This window comes from Prodigiosinella confusarubida, assembly GCF_002847015.1.
GTDB classification, from domain to species: Bacteria; Pseudomonadota; Gammaproteobacteria; order Enterobacterales; family Enterobacteriaceae; genus Prodigiosinella; species Prodigiosinella aquatilis.
Genome location: NZ_CP025085.1, coordinates 2,240,775 through 2,266,963, shown reverse-complemented (window position 1 = coordinate 2,266,963; position 26,189 = coordinate 2,240,775). Strand labels below are relative to the sequence as shown.

Here is a 26,189-nt window from a genome sequence, read left to right as displayed (position 1 = left end):
GTCGTTCCGATGAGATTTGACGGTCATCTTTTCATCCCCAACTTCAACTGCAGTATTTCGTTGCTGCCTTCAATGATTTCCATGATCTTGGCATCACGAAAAAACCGCTCTACTAACGTTCCTTCACAGCAGCCATTGGCACCAAAAATCTGTACCGCATCCCGCAGCACGTCATTCACCATGCCACTGGCAAAATACTTGGACATCACGATCTCTTCACTGCTTGAATCCAGATTATGATCCAATGCATCCGCGGCTTGAAAGCAGAGAGCTCTGGCAGCGGCAATCTTGGTTTTCATCTCCGCCAGCATGCGATTTATCAATTGGAACTTCATCAGTTTTTGATCAAACTGGCGTCGCCCGGCAGCATAATCAAATGCCGCCGCCATTGCGGCTTGCGCCATACCCACACAGCCTGATGCAACACTCATCCGCCCTATTGATAAACTCGACATTGCCACAGCGGAGATACCCAGCCCCAGGCCACCGATCAGGTTTTTTTTGTCTATGGCACAATCCTGGAACTGAATTTCCGCCAGCATGCTGGCCCGGCAGCCCATCACGTGATTAATCGGGTTCAGGGTAATCCCCGGAGTGCTACTCTCGACCAGACAAGCTACCGACTTGCCTGCTGACTGCCCGAACACCAAAAAGACGTCCGCTATCTGGCCGAACGAAATCCATTTTTTCGTACCATTCAGGATAAAGCGATCACCCTCCTCGGTGACGGACAGTGTCACCCCGCTTGCCTGGCTACCGATATCAGGCTCACTTAACGCATAGGCACCAATAAATTCGCCACAGGCCAAACCGGGTAACCATTTTATTTTGAGTTCTTCGCTGCCCCATCTTTCAATGGCATAGCACACCATTGACATTACCGTAATTAAACTTCTTGCCGTCGAACAGGCTTTATTAATTTCTTCATTAATTAAATTAAAACTCACAGCATTACAGCCAAGACCGTTGAATTTCCTTGATAATAACGGGGCAAGAAAACCCCGTTCCCCCATTATATAAATAATTTCTCTGGGAAATTCTCTTGTCATATCAAATTGCGTTGCCCTGACAGCAATATTCTGTTCTACAAAGGTTTTACAGTTTTCACGTAGTTCTTTCTGTGAATTAGTCAGCCTTGATTCCACGGTATATTCCCGCCTTTTTCTAACGATTAACGTTGAGTGCAGTAATTTCCGCCCCAATTAAAAGCAGGCTAATAAATTTAATTTAGTTGTATTTTAAAAGCTAAAAATGCATTGAACCGAGCAAGGAAAAAAAAAGACACTAGTAAGATTTTTAGGATATAGCCTATTCTATGTCAAGAAACCCCAATGTAATTAAATCCGCTTCTGAATTATTCACAATAACGCTTACCTCCGTATTTAGTGAGCAATGCTCAGACTATTCGTTATAAAATCAACGCACAAAAGTCGGCACAGAGTATACGGTGTAACACTGCTCTATCATCAGATACCCCGATTTTCTCAAAAATAAATATCTCTTTTTCAAGGTTTACTGGAACTGATCCTGACCCGGAATCCTGCCCCATTCAGAAACAGAATTCTGGCATGATGAAGAGTCCCCTGAAGAAGGTGGTGCCGATGAAAAAGTCACTATTCACCGAAGAGCAAATTGTCTTTGCCCTCAAGCAGGCTGAACCTCCTTGTTCTACTGCCAGTGCACAAGACTGGTTCGCCTCGGACACGACAAAGAACCTTAATATCCTGTTGTTCAACGGTTTTTATAGCAACAAAATGAGTATCGGCGTACAGCAAGTTTCACCGATTGCCAGGGCTTCATTAACATCGTTTTTCTGATGATGTGCTAATGCTTTGACATATTGGGTGAGAATAAGCCGGACGAGAAAACCCATTGATTGAAAAGTGCGCCCCAGTAATGAGAAGTAGCGCAGGTTTCCATCGCAATTAGCACATCGGTAGGGACTATCTTTTCGCCAGCAAAACACCTAATACCAGACCAACGGTTGCCCCGATTCCAACCCCATACCAGGGATTGTCATGCAGATAAATATCCGCTTTATCAGCAACCTGCTTTGCTCGTTGGCAATAACCATCAGACATATCATTGAGATGTGCCTTTACCTGCTGTAATGAAGTCTCGGCTTTATTTTTCAGCTCTTGATAAGTTTTATCTGCATAATCACCCGAATAACGCACTATCTCTTCTAATATTTCAGATAGCAGTTTCAAATCATCTTCAATATGGATTTCTCCAGGCTGTTGATGGATCGACGCCATGATATTCTCCTATTTGTAAAAGATTTTTTTACTCTCAGAATTAACTATAGATAATTTCGCACAACTAAGACAGGACTGTCGGATCATTGTATTTATGGGATAAGGAAAGCGAGGTGCTAACCGGTGGGATCGTAATTACGCACCAACCGGTCAGGCTATGTGGCTTGCTATTACATTAGTATGTCCTAAATTGTATAAGTCTAAGTAATAAAAAGAAAATGACTGCAAGATAGTCCGTGTGTTGCTGATAATGCACTAGAATTGTAATGTACTCACCGCATAAACCGGCTCTGAGACAACGTGCCGGTAGATCACAACGGTTTTGTCATCAAGTTTTCAATGAGGAAAAATTATGAAATTGAATGTAGGTGGCGTGGATCGTATCGTCCGTATCGTTATTGGCCTGGTGCTCATCGCACTGGTCGCAACTGGCACGATCGGATGGTGGGGTTGGATTGGTGTTATTCCATTTCTGACGGGAGTGGTGGGATTTTGTCCGCTCTATCCGTTGATGGGAATCAATACCTGTTCATTGAAGTCGAAGAAATAACATCCAACCCAATGAATCCAGCCAGATTTATTCTGGCGATGGATATGAAATGAATACTTGCCGAGATTGATATCAATACATGCAATCGTATTCACAATCTAGTCTCTTTAGAAAAAAACACCCTGTAACGTACCGCTACAGGGTGGAGTGACCATTTCATTACGCCGTCGGTATTATCCTTCGGCGTTTTAGATATCTACAACAGTAATGACAGTTACATCAGTGGTTGAGCCATCTGCACCAGAGAAATCAATGGCTGCGGGTACAGACCAAAGAACAGAACCATAACCGCGGAAATCAGCACCACAATACCACCGGCAGTTAATGCCCAGTTGCTCGGTGTATCACGGTTCAACGTCTGAGGTGCACTAAGATACAAGCTCACCAAGACACGCAGGTAGTAGTAAAGACCAATTGCACTCCCCACAACCACTGCGCCTGTCAACCACCATAAGTGGGCATTCACACCCACAGCCAACACATAGAACTTACCGAAAAACCCTAAGGTCATCGGAATACCGGCGAGGGACAGCATCATCACGGTCATTACCGCTGACAGGATCGGTTTATGCCAGAACAGCCCTCGATAAGAGAACAGGGAGTCAGCATCTGAACCACGGTATGGGCTGGACATCAGGCTGACGACACCGAAAGCGCCTAGGCTACTGAACAGATATCCTGCCAGATAGACACCTATTGTTTCCAATGCCAACTGGTGCGATTGTACTGCAATCAATGCCACCAGCAGATAACCGAGATGCGCGATAGAAGAGTAGCCCAGCAAACGTTTAATATTACTCTGCGCCAACGCCATCAGGTTACCGAACAGGATAGAGGCGAAAGCAATCACGCCAAGCGTCAACCGAACAGACTCGCTATCCACCATTGGCGCATACAGGAACAACCGCATAACCGCACCAAAGATAGCAATCTTGCTGGCCGTTGCCAGGAATGTTGAAACGGGTGCCGGCGCACCTTGATAAACGTCTGGTGTCCAGAGGTGGAAAGGTACCAGCGACAGCTTAAAGCCAAGCCCCACCAGCATCATACCCAGCCCGACCATCAGCACCGGTTCATGTAGTTGGTGATCACTCAGGCTTTTGCCCAGACTGGCAAAACTCAGATCGCCAGACTCCGCGTATATCAGTGCCATACCAAACAGCAGGAAAGACGATGCTGAAGCAGAGAGCAGCATGTACTTGATGCCTGCTTCCAGTGACCGTTTCTGACGGAAAGCATATCCCACCAAACCAAACAACGGCAGCGAGATAAGCTCAATACCAATGAACAATGAAGCCAGATGATTGGCGGTGGCGAGCAAAAGGCCGCCCATCGTTGCAATCAGAACCAGCAAGTAAAATTCATCACGATTGTCTGGATAGCCTTCCAGCCATGAATAGGCAAAAGTACTGGTTGCCAGACTGGCTAACAACACCAGCCCGGTATAGAACATGGAAAAGCCATCAACCCGAATCAGTGGAGTAACGTCTGTTGGCCCTACCTGACTAACCAGATAAAGGGAAAACAACGCGATATTCAGGCCAATAACCGTAAGTGTTGCGTTGACAAAATGGTTGCGTCGCCACGCAATGCACAGCATCACAACCACTACTGTCAATCCAACGATTAACAGCGGCGATAGCGCGATCAGTTGTTGAGGAGTTATTGTCATGGCGAATTACAGCCTTGTTGTTGAAATTATTGAACCCGGGACCGATGACATGAACCAATGCTGAATATTGGTCATCGCTGCGCTGGACGTATCCAGAATCGGCTGTGGGTATATACCCAATAGCACCAGCAAAACAACCAGTAGCATAATGAGCGACAGTTCACGTATGCTCATGGCTTGCAACGGCTCATCAGATTTTGGAGAGCCATAAAAAGCACGCTGCATCATGACCAATGCGTAGATAGACGCAAACACCAAGCCAAAGGTCGAAATAACCGTAATCATTGGCACAATCTGATAGCTGCCGAACAGGATCATGAATTCACCGACAAAGTTACCGGTGCCCGGCATCCCTAATGTGGCCAAAGCAAAGAACAGAGACAACGCCGGCAGGTATTTGATACGTGCCCATAATCCACCCATCTGACGCATGTCACGGGTATGCAGACGCTCATATAATTGGCCACAGATAATAAACAGACCGGCAGCAGACAAGCCATGTGCAATCATCTGGATAACGGCCCCTTGATAGGCCAGTTGACTGCCGGAATAAATGGCAATCATCACGAATCCCATATGGGAGACAGAGGTATAAGCGATCAAACGCTTGATATCGGTCTGCTTGAATGCCATCCAGGCACCATAGAAGATACCGACGACACCTAACCACATGGCGATAGGTGCAAACTCATGTGAAGCATACGGGAACAGAGGCAGACTAAAACGCAATAGACCGTAAGCCGCGGTTTTCAGCAAAATCCCTGCCAGGTCAACAGAACCGGCTGTTGGCGCCTGGCTATGTGCATCCGGCAACCAGCCATGTAACGGCACCACCGGCATTTTGACCGCAAACGCGATGAAGAATCCCAGCATTAGCAGGTATTCGACGCCGTGAGACATTTTGGTATGCAACAAATTCGCATAGTTGAATGTCCAGACGCCAGTCGCATTGTAGTGCACAAACACCAGCGCCAGAATGGAAATCAACATCACCAGACCACTGGCCTGGGTATAAATAAAGAATTTCGTTGCCGCTGCAATACGTGTTTTACCGTCAGAACCTTTGTGCCCCCACAAGGCAATCAGGAAGTACATGGGCACCAACATCATTTCCCAGAAAAAGAAGAACAGGAACATGTCGATAGCCAGGAACACACCGATTACACCACCGAGGATCCAAAGCAAGTTCAGATGGAAAAAGCCCTGATAGCGCTGAATCTCACGCCATGAGCACAGAATAGCCAGCACACCCAGCAAGCCGGTCAGTACCACCATCAACAGTGATAGGCCATCTAATGCCAGGTGAATTGAAATACCAAAACGCGGTATCCACGGCATATCAAATTCAGATTGCCATTGTGGCAGACCGGTTGGTACCGCCAGTGAGTATCCCCCCTGCAGCCATAACTGCAGAGACAGTGCCAGTGTCAATCCCATTGAAATCAGCGCGATCCAGCGCGGCACTTTAGTACCGAAACGCTCGAACTGCCAACACAGCAGACCGCCGATAAAGGGGATAAGAATTAGCCAAGGTAGTAGCATGGCGTTTTGTGTCCCTAAATTAAAGAAAACTGAAAACTTGCTGCCGCGGGTTATTCCTGCAGGGATAACCCGCCCTTCACATCACCACGTCACCGTTTATACCAGCAACAACAACGCCAGCACGACAACTGCGCCTAAACTCATGGAAGCGACATACCAGCGCAATTGGCCATTTTCACTGACGATCAAGCTATGGTTGCCCCAACGGGCAAACACCGCCGGGATATTCATCAGTGAATTCAACGGATCGCGCCGCAACAGCTTCCCGATAGCCAGATACGGTTTGACAAAAATCTTGTCATACAACCAGTCAAAACCCCAGGCATAGAACCACCAGATGGTAAAGAACCGTCCCAGTGCGCTGTTTGCCACACTGTTGACCAACTGACGCTTCCCTAACCACAGTGCCGCTGCCACCAGAATACCCACAATCGCCACGATACCTGATGTTATCTCCAGCCTCAGTACCTGACTGTGTCCAAGATGAGTCGTTTCAGGCAACACACCTTGTAAAGGTGGAACGATCAATGCTCCGACAAAGGTGGATAATATCAACAAGGTCAACAGTGGAAGATGATGAGAAAGGCCTTTTCCAGCATGTGCTTTTATCTTTGCTTCACCATGGAACACAATGAAAATCATGCGGAAGGTATATAACGAGGTCATAAAGGCCCCTACCAAACCGGCAAACATTAAATTGACATGGCCATTAGCCCAGGCACCTGCAAGGATTTCATCTTTACTAAAGAAGCCGGCCGTCAATAATGGCAACGCGGACAATGCCGCGCCACCCACCAGGAAACAGACATAGACCAGTGGGATGGTTTTACGTAACCCACCCATTTTGAAAATGTTCTGTTCATGATGACAAGCCAGAATGACCGAACCGGAAGATAAGAAGAGTAATGCTTTAAAGAATGCATGCGTCATCAGATGAAAAATAGCGGCATCCCACGCCTGTACACCCAGCGCCAGGAACATATAGCCAATCTGACTCATGGTGGAATAGGCAAGTACGCGTTTAATATCGGTCTGCACCAAAGCCGCAAAGCCAGCCAGCAATAAGGTGGCAGCACCTACCAAGGCGACCAGATTCAACACCTCCGGCGCCATCAGGAACAAACCATTAGTACGGGCTATCAGATAAACACCGGCGGTTACCATAGTCGCGGCGTGGATTAACGCAGATACCGGGGTCGGGCCAGCCATCGCATCAGCCAGCCAAGTCTGTAGTGGCAACTGAGCCGACTTACCAACCGCGCCACCCAACAGCATTAAGGTTGCCCAGGTAATGACCGAAGAACCTTCTGCCAGTCGCTGCGGTGCAAGCACCATCAGCTCACGGAAGTTCAACGTACCCAGCTCTTTGTAAAGGATGAACAGTGCAATCGCCAGAAACACATCCCCGATACGGGTTACGATGAAGGCTTTCATCGCCGCAGCACCATTGCTTGGGTTCAAATAGTAGAAACCGATAAGCAGATAACTACACAACCCTACACCTTCCCAACCGAGATACATCAGCATCAGATTATCGGCCAGCACCAGTATTACCATGCTGGCAATAAACAGGTTGGTATAGGCAAAGAAGCGGGAATACCCCTCTTCACCACGCATATACCAAGAGGCAAACAGGTGAATGAAGAAACCGACGCCAGTGACAACCGACAACATGGTCAGAGACAATCCATCCAGCGTTAGGTTAACGCTGATGTCAAAATTCCCGACTGCCATCCAGGTCCACAGATGCTGATTGAAAAATACGACACCGCCGCCATGCTGGTGGCTAATGAAGTCGGCAGCGATATAACACGTCACTAATGCCGCTAGACCAACGGATCCGACACCTATCGTGGCGGAAAAATTTTCCGACCAACGACCACGAGAAAATGCCAGCAACAGAAATCCAATTAGCGGAAATAAAATAGTTAAATAGAGTAAGTTCATCCGCGCATCTCACTGACTGTATCAATATTCAGAGTATGACGACGACGATACAACTGCAGCAACATCGCCAGACCGATACTGGCCTCTGCGGCTGCCAGAGTAATCGCCAGAATATACATAATCTGACCATCTGGCTGTCCCCAGTAGCTACCGGCGACAACAAAAGCCAGCGCAGCCGAGTTAATCATGATTTCAAGGCTGATCAACATGAACAGCAAGTTGCGACGGATAATCAGTCCGGTCAGCCCTAAAATGAAGAGGATGGCAGCCAGAAGCAAACCATGCTGTAGCGGAATCATGCCCGTTCCCCCGTTATTTTTTTATCAACATCCTGATTCACCGATTCTTTACTGATCAATTCACCATGTTTGTCTTCACGTCCGATATGGAAAGCCACAACTAGCCCGGCGAGCAGCAGCATAGATGCTAGCTCAACGGCCAGTACATAAGGTCCGAACAGGCTGATACCGACAGTCTTGGCATCGACCATATTGCCTGCGATACCTTGATCGGTAACGCTGAAGATACCTTTGACAATCACACCGAGCAGCAGCAGCGACAATATGCCAGGACCGATCCAGACACCGGGTTTCAGCCATATTTTTTCCTGCTCTACCACGGAATTACCCAAGTTGAGCATCATTACAACGAAGACGAACAGCACCATGATGGCACCAGCATAAACGATGATTTCCAATGCACCGGCAAAGTAGGCGCCCAATGAAAAGAAAACACCCGCTACGGCTAACAATGAAACAATCAGATAAAGTAGTGCATGTACTGGATTGGTATGAGTAATGACACGTAATGTCGCCAATACCGCAATTATCGCAGCTGCATAAAAAGCGAATTCCATGCTTGGCTCCTTAAGGCAGCAGGCCTTTGACATCAATGGGTTTGGCTTCGTTTTCTGCTTCGCCTTTTCCTTTCCCATTAACTGCCATGCCGGCCATCCGGTAAAAGTTATATTCCGGATACTTACCCGGCCCCGAGATCAGCAGATCTTCTTTTTCGTACACCAGATCCTGACGTTTGAATTCACCCATTTCGAAATCAGGCGTCAATTGTATTGCCGTGGTTGGACAGGCTTCTTCACACATCCCGCAGAAAATACAGCGTGAAAAGTTAATGCGGAAAAATTCCGGATACCAGCGCCCATCCGTCATTTCCGCCTTCTGTAAAGAAATACAGCCCACTGGGCAAGCTACAGCACACAGGTTGCAGGCAACACACCGCTCCTGACCATCGGGATCACGCGTCAGTACAATACGTCCACGATAACGTGGTGGCGGATTAACTGGCTCTTCTGGATACATCTTGGTTTCACGTTTTTTGAACGCGTTGGAACCCACCATGCAGATACTGCGAATCTGGGTGCCGAAACCAATCACTAGCTCTTTCAATGTCATGGTTTATTCACCCTTGTTAAGCGTTATACAAAACGACCGCGGCTGTCGCCAACAGGTTAAGGAGCGTTAATGGCAAACAGATTTTCCATCCGAAGGCCATCACCTGGTCATAACGCGGACGGGGTAAAGAAGCACGAATCAGGATAAACATCATCATGAAAAAGGCCGTTTTCAATGCGAACCATATAAATGGCGGCAGGAACGGACCATGCCAGCCACCGAAGAACAGCGTGACGATCAATGCGGAAACCGTAACAATACCAATGTACTCGCCCACGAAGAACAGACCGAACTTCATACCTGAGTATTCAATATGATACCCATCGGCCAGTTCCTGTTCGGCTTCTGGCTGGTCAAACGGATGACGGTGACAGACTGCAACACCCGCGATAGCAAAAGTAAGGAAGCCAAAAAACTGAGGAATGATATTCCATAAGTGGGCTTGCGAATCAACGATAACCCCCATATTGAAGGATCCTGCCCGAGCGACCACCCCCATCAGCGACAACCCCAAAAATACCTCATAACTCAGGGTTTGCGCCGATGCACGCATCGCGCCCAACAACGAATATTTATTGTTACTGGACCAGCCGGCGAAAAGCACGGCATAAACCGCGAGCCCGGCCATCATCAGAAAGAACAGTAATCCGATATTCAAGTCTGACACCATCCAGGTAGGACTTACCGGAACGATGGCAAAGGACAGTAATAATGCGGTAAAGGCAATCATCGGTGCCAAGGTGAAAATCACCCGATCAGCAAATTTTGGTACCCAATCTTCCTTGAAGAACATTTTGATCATATCAGCGACCAATTGTAATGAGCCGGCCCAACCAACCCGGTTCGGCCCATAGCGTCCCTGAAACAATCCAAGCAGACGGCGTTCGCCCATGCTCATGAATGCTCCACACGTCACCACAACCAGCAGGATAACAATTGCCTTACCTACAGCGATCAAAATATCCATTGTTTCCGGTGTTAACCAGCTCATTGCGCGGCCTCCTGCATCTTCTCAACAGTCGCACCCGCCAGCACCGGGGCGATACCCGGGAAGCCTAACGGCAAACCGACTTGCCCTTGACCTAATTCTTCACTCACCCGTAAAGGTAAACGTAACGTTTGACCATCACAGATAATCTCCAGCAAGGTCCCGGGATTAACCCCCAACTGAGCTGCATCAGCGGAATTCACCATCACATAAGGTTGTGGCATGCGTTGCTGAATCACAGCTGAACGCTGAGACATCTCTTCGCTGCCGAACAAGTGATAGTAAGGTACGACACACCACTGCCCGGACTGAACCACAAACGGTGCCGGAATATGATCAAAATATCCCAGGGTATCGTCACCCGCCTCAATAAGACGTACACCCGGATCACCATGACGCAACTGTCCGCCCACTTCATTCTGGAATTTGTTCCAGGCTTGAGGTGAGTTCCAACCTGGAGCCCACGCAAATGGAATCTCCTGACGATCGGAGGTTGGACTATTATTCCCTTCCATTGAAAAAGCGAACATGGTGTCTTTATCTTGGGGCTGCCGTGGTTCGTGCACGCTGATGTTGGCACGCATTGCAGTACGGCCACTGGACCGATTAGGGGAGCGAGCCAGTTTTTGTCCATGGATGCGGAAGGATGCGTCAGGCGCAGCCTGTTTGATCGCAGCCAGTTGAGGCAGTGCGCTAACACAGGCATCAATGACATGATCGAGCTGTGTCCAGTCAACCTGACGACTATGGTAAGTAATATACAATGCGTGCAACCAACGCCAGCTTTCCAGCATCACTACTTTGTCATCATAGTAAGTGGGGTCATATACCTGGAAGAAGCGTTGCGCGCGACCTTCCTGATTAATTACCGTACCATCGCTTTCGGCAAAACTGGCTGATGACAGGATAAGACTGGCCTTGTCCATAACATCAGTATGTTGATGATCCAATACCAGCAGGTTGGTTACTTTCGCCAAGGCAGCATCTATCCGAGCCGCTGGCGCATGACGGTACAAATCATTCTCAAGGACCACAACACTATCAGCGTCGCCACTCTCTAGTTGGGTCAATGCTTCATCCAGCGAATAGCCGCCCACCATGGCGAGGCCAATACTGTTTGCCTCCGTCGCCACATACGTAAGACCAACATCAGCACCACGCCCTTTCAGCGCTTTCGCCACATTGGCAGCCGCCGCGATGATTTCTTCGCTACCCGCATTGGTACCAGAAATGATCAGCGGTTTTTTCGCGCCAGCCAGCGCCTGCACGATAACATCTATTTTTTGCTCCAAATCTGGAGCCAGATCGGTAACTGCTGGTGCGGCGTTATCCAATGCATGAGCAATGGCAAAACCGAGGCGAGCCTGATCGACCACCGGGGCACGATAATGCCATGCAGCGATATCATCCAAGCGGGTGCTGTCTACATTCGTAATGAACAGGGGATGCTTGGCATGCTGACCGATATTCAGAATAGCGGCAATCTGCCAGTCAGCTACTTTCTGGGCGGCGGCCATTTCACGGGCTTTGCCTTTTACCGCCTGACGGACTGAGAGTGCAATACGGGCACCGGTTTGGGTAAGATCTTCACCCAATATCAGAACGGCATCATAGCTTTCGATTTCTCGCAAGGATGGGCTGTGTACACCGCTTTCACGCAATACTTTAAGAATCAGTTGTAGCCGGTTCTGCTCACTCTGGGCAATACCCGTGTAAAAATTCTCGGCGCCGACCAGCTCACGTAACGCGAAATTACTTTCCACACTGGCGCGAGGAGAACCGATACCAATGACTTTCTTCGCCTGACGCAATACATCTGCCGCCCCTTGAAGAGCCTGATCAGCATTCAGTGCGATCCAGTCATCACCACGACGCTGTAACGGCTGGCGCGGACGATCTTTCAGATTGACGTAACCATAACCAAAACGACCTCGGTCACATAGGAAATAGTGGTTAACGCTACCATTGTATCGATTCTCGATACGCCGCAGTTCGCCATAACGTTCACCCGGGCTGGTATTACAACCGACGCTGCATTGTTGACAAATGCTGGGCGCAAACTGCATATCCCATTTACGGTTATAGCGTTCAGAGTGTGTTTTATCAGTAAACACGCCAGTGGGACAAACTTCCACCAGGTTACCGGAGAATTCACTCTCCAATGCGCCATCTTCCGCACGGCCAAAATAGACATTGTTATGCGCGCCATAAACGCCCAGATCAGTACCGCCCGCATAGTCTTTGTAATAACGCACACAACGGTAACAGGCAATACAGCGGTTCATTTCATGAGAGATGAACGGCCCCAGATCTTGGTTATGATGAGTACGTTTGGTGAAACGGTAGCGACGGGTATTATGCCCAGTCATTACCGTCATATCCTGCAAATGACAGTTCCCCCCTTCCTCACAAACCGGGCAATCGTGGGGATGGTTAGTCATCAGAAACTCCACCACGGTTTTACGGAACTGTTTGGCTTCGCTATCCTCGATAGCAATATAAGCGCCATCAGTCGCAGGCGTCATACAGGACATTACCAGACGACCGCGGGTATCTTCCGCGTTCTGGTATTGCTTAACCGCACACAGGCGGCAAGCACCGACGCTCCCCAGCGCCGGGTGCCAGCAAAAGTAGGGAATATCAAGTCCCAGAGAAAGACACGCCTCCAGTAGGTTGTCTGCTCCGTCCACTTCATATTCTTTGCCGTCTACATGAATCGTTGCCATAGTCAGCATGCTTCCATAATGGCCCGCTTAATAGCAGGCACTAATCAAAAAATTCTGTCTACCAGAATAAGAGTCAAGCTCGCCCGACACGAGAGTTTTAGCACTCACGCTACCGACCAACTACCAACGCGCCTTCAGCAGATTCGGTTGAATTCCACGAATGGGTTTGGCATTATTGCTGGTTTTTTGAGCGATCCCCGCTTCAAACTCTTCCCGGAAATATTTTATTGCACTCTGCAGTGGCTCAACGGCACCCGGCGCATGCGCGCAGAAAGTGTTGCCTGGGCCAAGGAAGCGGCATAACTGTTCCAGCGTTTCGATATCACCCGGTTGGCCTTCGCCATGTTCCAGAGCACGCAATATTTCCACGCTCCAGGGCAAACCATCCCGGCATGGTGTACACCAGCCACAGGACTCACGGGAAAAGAACTCTTCCAGATTACGCGTCAGTGATACCATATTGATTTCGTTATCGACTGCCATCGCCAACGCTGTTCCCAAACGGCTGCCCGCTTTACCGATGTGCTCAAAATCCATCGGTAAGTCAAGATGATCACCGGTCAGAAAATCAGTTCCCGCACCACCAGGCTGCCAAGCTTTCAGTTTTAATCCATCACGCATGCCACCGGCGTAATCTTCCAGAATCTCACGCGCCGTCGTACCAAAAGGTAACTCCCACAATCCCGGATTATTAACCCGGCCGGAGAAGCCCATTAATTTGGTACCCGCATCCTTGCTCTTACCAGCAGAAATCCCCTGATACCACTCCACGCCGTGCTCGATAATGGCTGGAACATTACACAGAGTTTCTACGTTATTTACGCAAGTAGGCTTACCCCATGCCCCAGCAGATGCCGGGAATGGTGGTTTGGAACGCGGGTTAGCACGGCGCCCTTCCAGTGAATTAATCAATGCGGTTTCTTCACCGCAAATGTAACGCCCGGCACCGGTATGAACAAACAGCTCTAAATCAAAACCGCTACCCATAATGTTTTTACCGAGCAGCCCGGCTTCCGTTGCCTCAGCAATTGCCCGGCGCAGATTTGCCGCCGCCTCTATGTATTCACCACGCAGGAAAATATATCCGCGGTAGGCTTTGAGTGCATAAGCGCCAATCAGCATGCCTTCAATCAGCAGATGTGGCAGTTGTTCCATTAGCAGACGGTCTTTGTATGTACCCGGTTCCATTTCATCTGCATTACACAACAGATAGCGGATGTTCATACTTTCGTCTTTCGGCATCAAACTCCATTTCAGCCCAGTGGAAAAACCAGCACCGCCACGCCCTTTCAGTCCTGCATCTTTGACCAGAGAAACAACGTCATTCTGGGCCATTCCACCCAGTGCTTTCCGGGCTCCGGAATAACCGTTCTTACTCCGGTACTCGTCTAACCATACTGGTTGTTTATCTGCGCGCAGACGCCAGGTAAGAGGGTGTTGCTCAGCAGTCAGAACAATGTTTTTACTCATTGATACTGCTCCAATAACGAATCGATATCTTCAGGCTTTAGCTTACTGTGGGTATCTTCGTCGATCATCATCGTCGGCCCTTTATCACAGTTACCCAGGCAACACGTCGGCAATAGCGTAAAACGGCCATCAAATGTGGTCTGTCCTGGTTTAATCGCCAATTTTTTCTCCAGTGCGGCCTGAATCCCCTGATAGCCGGTAATGTGACAAACTACGCTGTCGCAATACCGGATAATGTGGCGGCCAACCGGCTGGCGGAAAATTTGGCTATAAAACGTCGCCACGCCTTCCACATCGCTGGCTGGGATACCCAAGATGTCCGCAATGGCATTAATAGCACCATCAGGCACCCATCCACGCCGCTTCTGCACAATTTTCAACGCTTCAATAGAAGCGGCGCGGGCATCTTCATAATGGTGTTTTTCGTGTTCTATCGCATCGCGCTCAGCATCGCTTAACACAAAAACATCCTTTCCCGTCGTCGTATTCGCAACAGCAGGTTGCCCCTGCGCATCAATATGATCCTGAGTGTTGTTATGATCATGCATAATTAACGGTCCACATCTGACATGACAAAATCAATACTGCCAAGGTACACGATCAAATCGGATACCAGGCACCCTCGAATGACTGAAGGAATCTGCTGGAGATGCGCGAAGCTCGGCGTACGGATACGAGTTCGGTAACTCATGGTGCTGTTATCACTGGTCAGGTAATAGCTGTTGATTCCCTTGGTTCCCTCAATCATCTGGAATGATTCGTTGGCGGGCATGATCGGCCCCCAGGAAACCTGTAAAAAATGGTTAATCAGGGTTTCGATATGCTGTAGTGTCCGTTCTTTAGGTGGTGGAGTGGTCAGAGGATGATCAGCCTTGAACGGGCCTTCTGGCATATTCTTCAGACACTGATCCAGAATTCGCAAACTCTGACGCAGCTCTTCGACTTTCAGCATGACACGGCTATAACAATCACTAATGCCGTCGCCAACTGGCACTTCAAAGTCAAAGTTTTCATAACCGGAATATGGACGCCATTTACGCACATCAAAACCAATACCCGTTGCCCTCAGACCGGCACCGGTTACACCCCACTCCAACGCTTCTTTCGCGTTATAAGCTGCCACACCTTGGGAACGCCCTTTTAAAATGGTGTTTTTCAAAGCAGCTTTCACATAGGTGTCAAGGCGTGCCGGCATCCAGTCGAGGAATTCACGTAGCAGACGCTCCCAGCCACGCGGTAGATCATGGGCAACGCCGCCGATACGGAACCAGGCAGGATGCATGCGGAAACCGGTAATGGCTTCTACCAGATCATAAATTTTTTGACGATCGGTAAAAGCAAAGAACACCGGCGTCATAGCACCAACATCCTGAATAAATGTACTGATAAAGAGCAGATGGCTATTGATACGGAATAGCTCAGACAGCATAACGCGAATAGTTTTGACGCGTTCCGGCACCTCAATGCCCGCCAGTTTTTCAACCGCCAGCACATACGGCATTTCGTTTACACAACCGCCGAGATACTCGACACGATCGGTATAAGGAATGTAACTGTGCCAGGATTGACGTTCTCCCATTTTCTCAGCGCCACGATGGTGGTAACCGACATCAGGAATACAGTCTACAATTTCCTCACCATTCAACTGCAGAATGATACGAAAAGCACCGTGCGATGATGGATGGTTTGGCCCTAAGTTCAGAAACATGAAATCTTCATTTTCTGTACCTCGTTTCATACCCCAGTCTTCAGGTTTGAACTTGAGCGATTCCATTTCCAGATCTTCCCTTTGTTTGGTCAGAACAAAAGGATCAAATTCGGTCGCACGCGCCGGATAATCCTTGCGCAATGGATGTCCTTCCCAGGACTGCGGCATCATGATGCGCGTCAAATGCGGGTGGCCATTAAAAACAGTACCAAACATTTCCCATGTTTCACGCTCATACCAGTTAGCGTTAGGGAAGAGTTTGGTTATCGTCGGCAAATACAGATCATTTTCGCTCAGCGCAACCTTTATCATAATGTCACGGTTACGCTCGATGGAAATGATGTGGTAGAAAACGGAAAAATCCGCTGATGGCAAACCTTCACGGTGAGTACGTAACCGCTCATCCATGCCATGCAAGTCAAATAGCATGACATAAGGCTTTGGTTGCTTTTTCAAAAAGGAGAGAACTTCCAGTAACTGCTCACGCTTTACCCAAACAACGGGTATTCCTGTACGGGTCGCCTGAAAAGTAAACGCTTCTGGACCAAAACGGTTACACAGTTCGCCTACCACCGGATCGTCAAGATGATCGCGAGTCTGCCATGCAGGCAGTGCGAGATCCTGCGTCGTTAAATCTGTCATAAGTTATGTCACCACAGTAAATGTGCTATTTCTGTGACTGATAATGGCTACACACTATTATCATAATATTACGCAACCACTACTGGCTTATCATTCACAGGTCAAATCTCATCGGGAGAGCGCAAATTGGTTACTGCAATACGCTCTCCACGTTTACGTTCCCGTTCGGACTGCATATTGGCACGGTAAACACCCTGATCGCCAACCACCCATGACAGAGGGCGGCGTTCTTTCCCAATCGATTCCTTAAGCAACAGGAGTGCCTGCATGTAAGCTTCGGGACGAGGCGGACAGCCGGGAATGTAAACATCTACCGGCAAAAATTTATCCACACCCTGTACAACAGAATAAATGTCATACATCCCGCCGGAATTAGCACAAGCTCCCATGGAAATCACCCACTTTGGCTCCAGCATCTGATCATATAAGCGCTGGATAACAGGCGCCATTTTCAAGAACGGCGTACCGGCGACCACCATGAAGTCGGCTTGACGTGGCGAGGCACGTAATACTTCGGAACCAAAACGAGCTACGTCATGTACCGCAGTAAACGAAGTAACCATTTCGACATAACAGCAGGAAAGGCCAAAGTTAAAAGGCCACAGGGAATTACCTCTCCCCCAGTTCACCATATCATGTAAAGCATGCTCCAGATTACCCATGAATACGCTGCGGTGAACATGCTGTTCAAGAGGATCGCTAGCGCTTTCCTGCTTCTGAAGGGGATAACGGTCGTTCTCACCGTCCGGGTCTATGCGGGTGAGCGTATAGTCCATTTTATTAATGCCTCGCTATTACTGCTGATGATTGTTGGTGGTGTTGATCATAATGTCTGATTTAATAACCTGTCTTTTGGAACGCACAGGTGTCCAGTCCAACGCGCCGATACGCACCAGATAGACCAAACCAGCCAACAGCACCAAAATGAAGATAGTGGCCTCGATAAAACCCACCCAGCCACTTTCTCTGATAGAAACGGCCCAGGCATAAAGGTACAAGGCTTCAACATCAAAAATGACGAAAAACATGGCGACCAGATAGAATTTGGCGGACAGACGCAAACGAGCTGAACCTACAGAATCGATCCCGGACTCATAAGGAACGTTTTTAGATCTTCCTCTGGCACGGCCACCCAGCAAGAACCCACCGGTCAGCATTAAACCGCAGAGACCTACGGCAACGATAAGGAATAGTGCAAAAGCCCAATGGTGGGCGAGAACTTCAGTAGTTGTTGACATACTCTTTGCTTACTCATCAAAAGTGGCCTGTACACCTGCTCTTTTGTCGGCAGTTAATGCGCCACATCGATTAAAAGGGAGGATTTTTCACCACATCAAGAACCACAACTTATGGGGTTAAGTGGGTATAAAAATATGGTTTGATTCCTTGTTTTGTAACCTTTTCTCAACCTCTTTAAAACTAACAGTACATTACTTCACATGCACGCGGTTTTCGTTAACATTTTGTGTGCTGCTATTAAGCTAAATCGAGTCAGTGATACCACATGTTAACAAATTTTAAAGACAAAAAACGTCTATTTGCATGAACACTATATCATTTTCGCAGCGAATACCGTTCCCCCCCGTAGGGTTAATAGGGTTATTTTTTGATCCAGAACACATTTTCCTTCTTTATGTTATTAAAAAAACCAAAATGAGTACACTAATGTTAACACTTACTCTTTAGTAACAAAGATTTAAAAAAAGAGAACCTTTGTTTCATTAAAAACGGAAAACTGAGATCGCCAGATAAAAGACGGATGGTGACAGAGTAAACCACACCATCCGTATTAACGATGTTTTCCATATCGGGGTAACACGACCTTCTCTATCAGGCCACGCCTTCAACCGTTACTCTAAAGGTGGTTCCCGTACATCATTATTCGGTAACATCCCGACAGGAAGAAGATGAGAACGTGCACCAGACTCAATAGCATTAAAAAGCGCGGTACTCAACTCGTTTTCATGCTGTGGATTTTTACATAGGTAATAGCGAGTATCAGGCAATCTTGGCAATCCTTCTTCTTCACCAAGTACTCGCAATTCCGGGCTCATCATTTCGACCGAACGAACAGTGATGCCCAAACCTGCTTTTACCGCAGCACGGACAGCAGATAACGTAGAGGCAACATAGGATATTTTCCAAGGAATGCCCGCTGCCGTAAGTTGCTCTAATGCCAGTGAACGGAATGGGCTCGGCTCATCAAGTAACACCAACGACACCGTCTCACCTGGCTGAAACTGATAATCAGCAGCGCAATACCATAAAGTTGGTGAAGTTCTTAACAGGACATGTGGCAAATCAGTATTGTTGACCGTAGTTATGATCAGGTCAATTTTTCCTTCCTGTAACATATCCATCATTTCCGTGCCGCGTTTAATGCTTACCTCAACAGATAATTTGGGAAACACGGTTGTCACACGCTGCAAAATAAAAGGCAGAATAGTATCCGCTGTATCATCCGAGGCCCCGATAGTCAGCACGCCCTGAATATCGCTGTACATAAGAGATGCACAGGCTTCATCGTTAAACTGCAGAATTTTTCTGGCGTAATTCAAAAACTGGATACCATGTTCTGTAAGTAGTTTATTTCTCCCATGGCGAGCAAAGAGTTCTTTGCCAATGAGTTGCTCTAGTCGTTGCATTTGTTGACTGACCGCCGATTGCGTTCTGCACACCGCAACGGCAGCTGCCGCAAAGGTATTCAAATCTGCAACAGCGACAAACGTTCTCAACAGATCTAGATCCAGATTAAGTACTGGGCGATTTGCATTTGTCATACGGTTCTTCACTTATCTATTTTAATTTTTAACAAAACATACCTGGTGTTGATACGTTGCATCGGTAAGGTCCGACACAATGAAAGACAATATCGCAGACGAACGATCAGGGCAAAAAAATACTTATACTTCGTTACCATAATCGTCTTTTTACTCTCGACCTCCTTATTGATTATCTTATTATGCTATTAATCCTGTAAAAAGAACCTTTTTTATTTGTTTTAGATCATAAAATAAAAGCCTTCAGAATGCCAGACCACACTTCTGTCATAAAAAAGTGAAGGGTCATGATATAAGATTTTGACTGCGCATTCGTTTACTGTTTTCCTACCTTATTAATATACAAGCATTTCTTATTTTTACCTTTTTACACATATTTTGTGCATCCCGAAATCGATAATCGCTTAGAAACAAAGGAAAGAGATGGCATTTTTCATGATTAATGCACGAGCCAATCATTGCATGAATTGAAACTTCATTTCATATTAGCCCATAAAATCTCTGACAAAATCAATTGGACAGATTAATGACACTCAGTTACGAAATATCTTTTTTTTCAGCAAAATCAGATATTTCCACCAATATTTCAACGTAATACATTAATAAACACCAACTGAATGCAGATCAGTCAGACGTTCTAAAACAGTTTTTTTAATGCGAACCGATATCCGATTTCATCATCAAACTAACAGACAGGCATAGGTTTTTCATTTCCATAAATTTCACTCAATACTCTGCATTCATCCAAATTTAGCCCGTATGAAATAGTTTCGAGGGAAATAAAATTTTAGCAGCTGCTATTATTCGTCGGCTGATTTGTCTTCACTATTGGAGAAAAGACCCTTTTCTATTACCTGGTCCATAAAAAATTTATACGTTTAGCATTAGTCATATGAACTTTTCACTAAAAAAAAACATTTCATCCACATGGCTGCTTTCAACAGAAATAAATGAGCACAAAAACTATAAAAGTTCAATTTTCTATTTACTGATACCGGTTACAGTCTCTTTTCTAGCTTATAGTGGCATTGTTTTACTTTTGAAATATTCGTTTTTGAGTGATTAGCATAGATTATTCACATAACCGAAACGTGGTACAGCCCTCAAATTCAGCATCGAATAAATCTCTATTTTAATGCATAGATTTATCATTAATGATGAATACAAAAGACTTTTTATAGTGATAAAAACCTAATTTAGTATCCATGGCGGTACTTTTAACCACACAGATAATTACTTTGTCTATGTCGGCCATAACCAAGAATCATTCTTCAAAAGTATCTACAGGAGGAGTACATTAAGCCGCTTATGCTACTCCACCTGAAAAATAGGCGTTCTCTGCAAAAGGCTTGGTATATGTCCCCGATAGAAAAATCCCAAAAGCTGGAAAATGTTTGTTATGACATTCGTGGTCCGGTACTGAAAGAAGCAAAACGATTGGAAGAAGAAGGAAACAAGGTACTTAAGCTCAATATCGGAAACCCGGCTCCCTTTGGCTTTGATGCGCCTGATGAAATTTTGGTTGATGTTATCCGTAATTTACCGACAGCCCAAGGCTACTGTGACTCAAAGGGGCTCTATTCGGCACGCAAAGCGATTGTGCAACATTACCAAGCTCGTGATATGCGTGATATGACCGTTGAAGATGTCTACATCGGCAATGGCGTGTCTGAGTTAATTGTTCAATCAATGCAAGCATTATTAAATACGGGTGATGAAATGCTGGTGCCCGCACCAGACTATCCACTGTGGACGGCAGCAGTTTCGTTATCGAGTGGCAATGCGGTTCACTATAGATGCGATGAAGCAGCAGGATGGTTCCCTGACCTGGATGATATCCGCAACAAGATCACCCCCCATACCCGTGGCATAGTTATTATTAATCCCAATAATCCGACAGGAGCCGTATATAGCAAAGCGCTACTGCTGGAAATAGTGGACATCGCCCGCCAGTATAATCTGATTATTTTTGCGGACGAGATTTACGACAAGATCCTCTACGATGATGCTCAACATCACTCGATCGCCACACTGGCGCCGGATTTATTGACGGTTACCTTCAATGGTTTATCCAAAACCTATCGTGTTGCAGGATTCCGCCAGGGATGGATGGTGCTTAATGGCCCGAAAAAACACGCCCAGGGATATATTGAAGGATTGGAAATGCTGGCCTCGATGCGCTTGTGTGCCAATGTGCCAATGCAACATGCCATTCAGACAGCGCTGGGTGGCTACCAAAGTATCAGCGAATTTATTCATCCCGGAGGGAGACTATATGAGCAACGCAACCGAGCCTGGGAACTTATCAACCAGATTCCTGGCGTCTCTTGCGTAAAACCCGATGGCGCTTTGTACATGTTCCCGCGCATTGATGCCAAACGCTTTAACATCCACGACGATCAAAAGCTGGTTCTCGATTTACTCCTGCAAGAAAAAGTGTTGTTGGTGCAAGGCTCGGCCTTCAATTGGCCGGAACCGGATCATGTTCGCATTGTCACATTGCCACGAATTGATGAACTGGATATGGCGATACATAAACTGGGGCGCTTCCTGGAAGGCTACCATCAGTAATTTTTTAGCCAATAAGCCAGAAAATATCTAATGCCTTAAAGCAAGCTCGGACCTGACCCCAGCTTGCTTTTATGACACTTCGGCCGTTCAGTGACTGATTTGCTTATTCACCATCAGACGCTCACAATAGAAGTCCTCCCTGTTGTTATCTGAGAGATTGTTTATGGTTCAGAGTCACTTTTTCGCTCACTTATCCCGCCTGAAACTGATTGTCCGCTGGCCTTTGATGCGTAATGTACGGATGGAAAACGTTTCAGAACATAGTCTGCAAGTAGCGTTTGTCGCCCACGCACTGGCCGTCATCAAAAACCGTAAATTCAATGGTAATCTCAATGCAGAAAGGATTGCCTTGCTGGCGATGTATCATGATGCCAGTGAAGTTCTCACTGGCGACATGCCTACGCCGATCAAGTATTACAACGCACAGATTGCCCACGAATATAAAAAAATAGAGAAAATCGCCCAGCAAAAGTTAATCGAAATGCTGCCCGCAGAACTACAGCAAGATTACAGCATGTTGCTGGATGATAAATTTACCAGTGAAGATGAGCACGCTATCGTCAAGCAGGCGGATACGTTGTGCGCTTACCTGAAATGTCTGGAAGAGCTTTCTGCTGGAAATAATGAATTCCTGATGGCGAAAGCGCGTCTGGAAAAGACGCTTCAACAGCGTCAAAGTCCCGAGATGGATTATTTTGTGACGATATTCATTCCCAGTTTCAGTTTGTCGCTGGATGAAATCAGTCAGGACTCACCGCTCTAGGCGACGTCAGCTAAAAAGGATAGATCCAGGGCACCATTATCACGCTGACAATCATCACTAACAGCGTGAAAGGAACGCCGATGCGCACAAAATCCCCGAATCGATAACCACCAGGCGCCAATACCAGCGTATTCACTGGCGATGATACCGGTGTCATGAAAGCTGCTGAGGCCGCAATCGCAATAATCATGGCAAAGGGATAAGGAGAAACATGCATTTGCCCAGCGGCGGCTATCGCTATCGGTGCCATTAATACGGCTGTTGCGGTATTGGAAATAAACAACCCCGTCACGGAACACAGAAGAAACAGGCATGCCAGCATCACTTGCGGCCCGGAATCCCCCGCGACGTCCATCAATCCCTGGACAATCAATGCCACACCACCGGTTTGCTGTAATGCCAGCGCGAATGGCATCATGCCGACGATAAGAATCAAGCTCGGCCAGTGCACCGCTCGGTAAGCACTTTCCATGTCAATACAACGAAACTGCCCCATCAATAAACAGGCAATTAATGCTGCCACTGCATTCGGGATTTCATCAGTCAGCATCATGGCAATCATCAATGCCAGACAGAATAACGCGTGCGGTGCCTGGCTGGCCGCTGGGGCCACTTCATCGACTTCGGCAGGAAGATTAAGCACGATAAAATCGTACTTTTGCTGATGTAATTGACGGATATTTTTCCAGTCACCGATCACCAGCAGGATATCCCCCAATTTTAAGGGTTCATCTGCCAGCGCGCCTTCCATGACCTCCCCATTACGACGGATCCCGACTACGGTCAAACCATAACGGCTGCGGAATGCCACTTCATGCAAGGTTTTACCCACCAGTTCTGAATCAGGAAGAAGTGATACTTCGGCCATCCCGACATCACGCGCCTGTGCAGAGAAATATTCCCCACGCAACACCATCGGTTCGAGGCGCTGAGAGGTACAAAATTCCCGTAAATCCATGTCAGAAGCCGACATATCAATCAGTAAAACATCATTAAGGTTCAGTTCCGTGTTGCCAGCCACACTGACCATTACTCGTCTGAATTTCCACCAACGTTCGATTCCTACCACATTCGCCCCATAACGCTGGCGTAATCGTAGGTCATCCAGACGCTGACCAATAAACGATGAACCGGGCCTAATCGCTAAACGTCGGGCTCTGCCCGTCAGTTTGTAATCACGGATCAAATCCCGGAAGGTTTTTCTTTTCCATATTTTTTTATGGGTATCACTTTCAGTATTACCCAGCCAATACCGGGCAACGGACATGTAAACAATCCCCATCAGCAACACGACAACACCAATTGGCGTGACACTGAAAAAACGAAATCCTTCCATACCATTACGCATCAGTTCACTGCTGACGACCATGTTCGGCGGTGTTGCCACCAACGTCATCATACCGCTGATCAGACCGGCAAAACTCAGCGGCATCATCAACCGTGCTGGTGCGATTTTCATCCGCGTCGAAACGTTTAAAACCACGGGGATAAAAATCGCCACGACGCCTGTGGAACTCATTACCGCGCCCAGGCAGGTAACGGTAAACATCAGTAAAACCAGCATGCGTATTTCACTGTGGCCGGCAACATGCATCAGCCAATCTCCGACCTGGTAGGCTATCCCGGTACGGACCAGTCCTTCACCGACGACAAACAAGGCAGCAATGAGAATCACATTCGGATCGCTGAAACCAACTAATGCATCCTGCAACGTTAACGTGCCACTCAGCACAAAAGTAATAATCACCAATAACGCCACCACATCCATACGTAGCTTGTTGGTGGCAAAAAGCACAATGGTGATAAACAAAAGGGATAAGACCCAGAGAAGTTCGCTATTCAGCATACTCCACCTTGACGCGGACAATTTTTATGGAATAGGTTCAGCATGGCATAAAAAAACCCTGTCAAAGCAGGGTTTTGATCATATTTCATTACACTTTTCTGTACTCAGGGAAATGTGATAACACTCACACCGTCGACTGTGGGCTCAACACGCAGTGATGACAGAGAATGTAATATCAGACTGACCTGTTCCAGCTTAGGTGTATCGGCCGGGGTGTTGACAGCAACCACTTGACATCCGGCAGACAGACCAGACAGTACACCAGCTGGCGCATCTTCTACCACGACACAGTCAGCAGGCAGGAATCCCAGTTTCTCCGCACCCAGCAGATAGGCATCAGGGTTTGGTTTACCCTTTGCCACCTGTTCGGCAGTAATAAAAACCGCTGGCTGTGGTAACCCTGCCGCACGGTGACGGGCATGGGCAATCGGTATCGTGCCTGAAGTGACAATCGCCCAGGGAATATTCAGTGCATCCAGTCGTTCCAGCAATGCCATGGCGCCCGGCATCGCTGTCACCCCGTTGGTATCCGCCGCCTCCACTTTTTCCAGCGCGACAAACTCATACTGAATTTCCGCCTCACTTTTCCCGGCAAGAAAATGACGCAATGATGTAATTGCCTGTTTACCGTGGATAAAATCAAGAACTTCTTGTGGTTCTATGTCATGATCCTTTGCCCAATTACTCCAGGCGCGTTCCACTGCGGGTAATGAATCAACCAACGTACCATCCAGATCAAACAGAAAACCTTTACACTCCACAGACATCCCCTTTAATGTTCAGGCATTGATAATCTGAGCGATTTCCACTGCGCTCAAATGATATTGACGAGGACAGGATTGCCACACTGCCAGCATACGGTTGTATTTATCCCACATTTTGGTCTGCGAGTTAAATCCATGTGTTCCTGAGTCGAAATGCGGGTAGCGCCCTTCCACATGCACCATAAAACGCACGAATCCCAGATAACGGGCTTCTGTAGCCGCATCAAAACCGAGGAAGGCCAGACGACGCTCATCCAGATCCGATTTTTCTTTCAGGTTCGCCCAGGACACCTGCAAAGCATGGTGCATTTCCATAACATTAATAATCGTGCGGCAAACCTCTTCGCTTAGATCGCCAAATTCACGATCCAATTCCCGCATCTGCAAACCATAACCACGTTCAATGATCGTTTGTAATCGACGATACCGCTCAGCGTTATCCGGATCCAACATCGTCATCATTTTATATTGATTTGAAAGGATTAATCTCTGGGCATTTGTCATTTCCATGGTGCTCTCCTGAATCACATTCCGGCCTAAATTACATTGACGG

The 26,189-nt window shown here is 47.3% G+C and carries 23 protein-coding genes; 4 read left to right on the top strand and 19 right to left on the bottom strand.

Features of this window, described 5'->3' with window-relative positions; genetic code table 11:
• Window positions 1-23: 23 nt before the first annotated feature.
• Window positions 24-1,145, bottom strand: coding sequence for an acyl-CoA dehydrogenase family protein (locus CWC46_RS10525; protein WP_021016624.1), 1,122 nt, complete (start codon window positions 1,143-1,145; stop codon window positions 24-26).
• A 456-nt stretch (window positions 1,146-1,601) separates the two neighbouring features.
• Here CWC46_RS10525 and CWC46_RS22835 point away from each other — a divergent pair, with 456 nt between their 5' ends.
• Window positions 1,602-1,817 (top strand): hypothetical protein, encoded by a 216-nt coding sequence (locus CWC46_RS22835; RefSeq protein ID WP_021016625.1) that lies wholly within the window; start codon window positions 1,602-1,604, stop codon window positions 1,815-1,817.
• 126 nt (window positions 1,818-1,943) lie between these two features.
• On the opposite strand, the gene CWC46_RS10515 is transcribed toward CWC46_RS22835, so the two are convergent.
• Window positions 1,944-2,249 carry an ElaB/YgaM/YqjD family protein gene (locus CWC46_RS10515; RefSeq protein ID WP_237160224.1) on the bottom strand — a complete coding sequence of 102 codons (306 nt, stop codon included), beginning with the start codon at window positions 2,247-2,249 and terminating at the stop codon, window positions 1,944-1,946.
• 361 nt (window positions 2,250-2,610) lie between these two features.
• On the opposite strand from CWC46_RS10515, the gene CWC46_RS10510 reads away from it, so the two are divergent.
• Complete coding sequence (locus tag CWC46_RS10510; RefSeq protein WP_021016627.1) at window positions 2,611-2,808, top strand: YgaP family membrane protein; 198 nt, start codon at window positions 2,611-2,613, stop codon at window positions 2,806-2,808.
• A 214-nt stretch (window positions 2,809-3,022) separates the two neighbouring features.
• On the opposite strand, the gene nuoN is transcribed toward CWC46_RS10510, so the two are convergent.
• The 14 genes from nuoN to lrhA all read right to left on the bottom strand — a co-directional run bounded on the left by nuoN (window position 3,023) and on the right by lrhA (window position 19,692).
• Window positions 3,023-4,480: an NADH-quinone oxidoreductase subunit NuoN gene (nuoN, locus tag CWC46_RS10505; RefSeq protein ID WP_021016628.1), complete on the bottom strand. Its 1,458-nt coding sequence runs from the start codon at window positions 4,478-4,480 to the stop codon at window positions 3,023-3,025.
• Between the two features lie 6 nt (window positions 4,481-4,486).
• On the bottom strand, window positions 4,487-6,022 hold the full coding sequence (gene nuoM, locus CWC46_RS10500) for an NADH-quinone oxidoreductase subunit M (protein WP_021016629.1): 1,536 nt from the start codon (window positions 6,020-6,022) through the stop codon (window positions 4,487-4,489).
• 96 nt (window positions 6,023-6,118) lie between these two features.
• Window positions 6,119-7,969: an NADH-quinone oxidoreductase subunit L gene (nuoL, locus tag CWC46_RS10495; protein ID WP_021016630.1), complete on the bottom strand. Its 1,851-nt coding sequence runs from the start codon at window positions 7,967-7,969 to the stop codon at window positions 6,119-6,121.
• Window positions 7,966-8,268, bottom strand: coding sequence for an NADH-quinone oxidoreductase subunit NuoK (gene nuoK / locus CWC46_RS10490; protein WP_021016631.1), 303 nt, complete (start codon window positions 8,266-8,268; stop codon window positions 7,966-7,968). The genes nuoL and nuoK overlap by 4 nt, the downstream gene beginning before the upstream one ends.
• Window positions 8,265-8,825, bottom strand: coding sequence for an NADH-quinone oxidoreductase subunit J (nuoJ, locus tag CWC46_RS10485; RefSeq protein WP_021016632.1), 561 nt, complete (start codon window positions 8,823-8,825; stop codon window positions 8,265-8,267). Before nuoJ ends, nuoK begins: the two co-directional genes overlap by 4 nt.
• A gap of 10 nt (window positions 8,826-8,835) precedes the next feature.
• Complete coding sequence (gene nuoI, locus CWC46_RS10480; RefSeq protein ID WP_021016633.1) at window positions 8,836-9,378, bottom strand: NADH-quinone oxidoreductase subunit NuoI; 543 nt, start codon at window positions 9,376-9,378, stop codon at window positions 8,836-8,838.
• A gap of 16 nt (window positions 9,379-9,394) precedes the next feature.
• On the bottom strand, window positions 9,395-10,369 hold the full coding sequence (gene nuoH, locus CWC46_RS10475) for an NADH-quinone oxidoreductase subunit NuoH (RefSeq protein WP_021016634.1): 975 nt from the start codon (window positions 10,367-10,369) through the stop codon (window positions 9,395-9,397).
• Window positions 10,366-13,092 (bottom strand): NADH-quinone oxidoreductase subunit NuoG, encoded by a 2,727-nt coding sequence (nuoG, locus tag CWC46_RS10470; RefSeq protein WP_021016635.1) that lies wholly within the window; start codon window positions 13,090-13,092, stop codon window positions 10,366-10,368. The genes nuoH and nuoG overlap by 4 nt, the downstream gene beginning before the upstream one ends.
• A gap of 120 nt (window positions 13,093-13,212) precedes the next feature.
• Window positions 13,213-14,562 (bottom strand): NADH-quinone oxidoreductase subunit NuoF, encoded by a 1,350-nt coding sequence (nuoF, locus tag CWC46_RS10465; RefSeq protein ID WP_021016636.1) that lies wholly within the window; start codon window positions 14,560-14,562, stop codon window positions 13,213-13,215.
• Window positions 14,559-15,110, bottom strand: a complete 552-nt coding sequence (gene nuoE / locus CWC46_RS10460) for an NADH-quinone oxidoreductase subunit NuoE (RefSeq protein WP_021016637.1) — start codon at window positions 15,108-15,110, stop codon at window positions 14,559-14,561. Before nuoE ends, nuoF begins: the two co-directional genes overlap by 4 nt.
• A gap of 2 nt (window positions 15,111-15,112) precedes the next feature.
• A complete protein-coding gene (nuoC, locus tag CWC46_RS10455) occupies window positions 15,113-16,912 on the bottom strand; it encodes an NADH-quinone oxidoreductase subunit C/D (RefSeq protein WP_021016638.1) in 1,800 nt (599 codons plus the stop codon).
• Window positions 16,913-17,013: 101 nt separating this feature from the next.
• Window positions 17,014-17,688, bottom strand: a complete 675-nt coding sequence (locus tag CWC46_RS10450; protein WP_021016639.1) for a NuoB/complex I 20 kDa subunit family protein — start codon at window positions 17,686-17,688, stop codon at window positions 17,014-17,016.
• Window positions 17,689-17,706: 18 nt separating this feature from the next.
• A complete protein-coding gene (locus CWC46_RS10445) occupies window positions 17,707-18,150 on the bottom strand; it encodes an NADH-quinone oxidoreductase subunit A (RefSeq protein WP_021016640.1) in 444 nt (147 codons plus the stop codon).
• 612 nt (window positions 18,151-18,762) lie between these two features.
• Window positions 18,763-19,692 (bottom strand): transcriptional regulator LrhA, encoded by a 930-nt coding sequence (gene lrhA, locus CWC46_RS10440; protein ID WP_021016641.1) that lies wholly within the window; start codon window positions 19,690-19,692, stop codon window positions 18,763-18,765.
• Window positions 19,693-21,048: 1,356 nt separating this feature from the next.
• On the opposite strand from lrhA, the gene CWC46_RS10435 reads away from it, so the two are divergent.
• The gene (locus CWC46_RS10435) at window positions 21,049-22,263 is read left to right on the top strand and encodes a pyridoxal phosphate-dependent aminotransferase (RefSeq protein ID WP_021016642.1); all 1,215 of its coding nucleotides are present in this window, start codon (window positions 21,049-21,051) and stop codon (window positions 22,261-22,263) included.
• Between the two features lie 163 nt (window positions 22,264-22,426).
• Entirely contained in the window at window positions 22,427-23,026 is a 600-nt protein-coding gene (gene yfbR / locus CWC46_RS10430) for a 5'-deoxynucleotidase (protein ID WP_021016643.1), read from the top strand.
• Between the two features lie 10 nt (window positions 23,027-23,036).
• Here yfbR and CWC46_RS10425 read toward each other — a convergent pair whose 3' ends face one another.
• The 3 genes from CWC46_RS10425 to CWC46_RS10415 all read right to left on the bottom strand — a co-directional run bounded on the left by CWC46_RS10425 (window position 23,037) and on the right by CWC46_RS10415 (window position 26,146).
• Window positions 23,037-24,872, bottom strand: a complete 1,836-nt coding sequence (locus tag CWC46_RS10425; protein WP_021016644.1) for an SLC13 family permease — start codon at window positions 24,870-24,872, stop codon at window positions 23,037-23,039.
• A gap of 104 nt (window positions 24,873-24,976) precedes the next feature.
• Window positions 24,977-25,633 (bottom strand): sugar phosphatase, encoded by a 657-nt coding sequence (locus CWC46_RS10420; protein WP_021016645.1) that lies wholly within the window; start codon window positions 25,631-25,633, stop codon window positions 24,977-24,979.
• An 18-nt stretch (window positions 25,634-25,651) separates the two neighbouring features.
• The gene (locus CWC46_RS10415) at window positions 25,652-26,146 is read right to left on the bottom strand and encodes a YfbU family protein (protein ID WP_021016646.1); all 495 of its coding nucleotides are present in this window, start codon (window positions 26,144-26,146) and stop codon (window positions 25,652-25,654) included.
• Between the last annotated feature and the right edge of the window lie 43 nt (window positions 26,147-26,189).

What these genes read in the sequence shown, in the direction of transcription:
- nuoJ (WP_021016632.1), bottom strand. Translation starts at nt 8,825, where the DNA reads ATGGAATTCGCTTTTTATGCAGCTGCGATAATTGCGGTATTGGCGACA.
- nuoG (WP_021016635.1), bottom strand. Translation starts at nt 13,092, where the DNA reads ATGGCAACGATTCATGTAGACGGCAAAGAATATGAAGTGGACGGAGCA.
- CWC46_RS10450 (WP_021016639.1), bottom strand. Translation starts at nt 17,688, where the DNA reads ATGGACTATACGCTCACCCGCATAGACCCGGACGGTGAGAACGACCGT.
- CWC46_RS10425 (WP_021016644.1), bottom strand. Translation starts at nt 24,872, where the DNA reads ATGCTGAATAGCGAACTTCTCTGGGTCTTATCCCTTTTGTTTATCACC.
- nuoL (WP_021016630.1), bottom strand. Translation starts at nt 7,969, where the DNA reads ATGAACTTACTCTATTTAACTATTTTATTTCCGCTAATTGGATTTCTG.
- lrhA (WP_021016641.1), bottom strand. Translation starts at nt 19,692, where the DNA reads ATGACAAATGCAAATCGCCCAGTACTTAATCTGGATCTAGATCTGTTG.
- nuoI (WP_021016633.1), bottom strand. Translation starts at nt 9,378, where the DNA reads ATGACATTGAAAGAGCTAGTGATTGGTTTCGGCACCCAGATTCGCAGT.
- yfbR (WP_021016643.1), top strand. Translation starts at nt 22,427, where the DNA reads ATGGTTCAGAGTCACTTTTTCGCTCACTTATCCCGCCTGAAACTGATT.
- CWC46_RS10435 (WP_021016642.1), top strand. Translation starts at nt 21,049, where the DNA reads ATGTCCCCGATAGAAAAATCCCAAAAGCTGGAAAATGTTTGTTATGAC.
- nuoF (WP_021016636.1), bottom strand. Translation starts at nt 14,562, where the DNA reads ATGAGTAAAAACATTGTTCTGACTGCTGAGCAACACCCTCTTACCTGG.
- nuoN (WP_021016628.1), bottom strand. Translation starts at nt 4,480, where the DNA reads ATGACAATAACTCCTCAACAACTGATCGCGCTATCGCCGCTGTTAATC.
- nuoH (WP_021016634.1), bottom strand. Translation starts at nt 10,369, where the DNA reads ATGAGCTGGTTAACACCGGAAACAATGGATATTTTGATCGCTGTAGGT.
- CWC46_RS10415 (WP_021016646.1), bottom strand. Translation starts at nt 26,146, where the DNA reads ATGGAAATGACAAATGCCCAGAGATTAATCCTTTCAAATCAATATAAA.
- nuoE (WP_021016637.1), bottom strand. Translation starts at nt 15,110, where the DNA reads ATGCATGATCATAACAACACTCAGGATCATATTGATGCGCAGGGGCAA.
- CWC46_RS22835 (WP_021016625.1), top strand. Translation starts at nt 1,602, where the DNA reads ATGAAAAAGTCACTATTCACCGAAGAGCAAATTGTCTTTGCCCTCAAG.
- nuoK (WP_021016631.1), bottom strand. Translation starts at nt 8,268, where the DNA reads ATGATTCCGCTACAGCATGGTTTGCTTCTGGCTGCCATCCTCTTCATT.
- nuoM (WP_021016629.1), bottom strand. Translation starts at nt 6,022, where the DNA reads ATGCTACTACCTTGGCTAATTCTTATCCCCTTTATCGGCGGTCTGCTG.
- CWC46_RS10445 (WP_021016640.1), bottom strand. Translation starts at nt 18,150, where the DNA reads ATGTCAACAACTACTGAAGTTCTCGCCCACCATTGGGCTTTTGCACTA.
- CWC46_RS10510 (WP_021016627.1), top strand. Translation starts at nt 2,611, where the DNA reads ATGAAATTGAATGTAGGTGGCGTGGATCGTATCGTCCGTATCGTTATT.
- nuoC (WP_021016638.1), bottom strand. Translation starts at nt 16,912, where the DNA reads ATGACAGATTTAACGACGCAGGATCTCGCACTGCCTGCATGGCAGACT.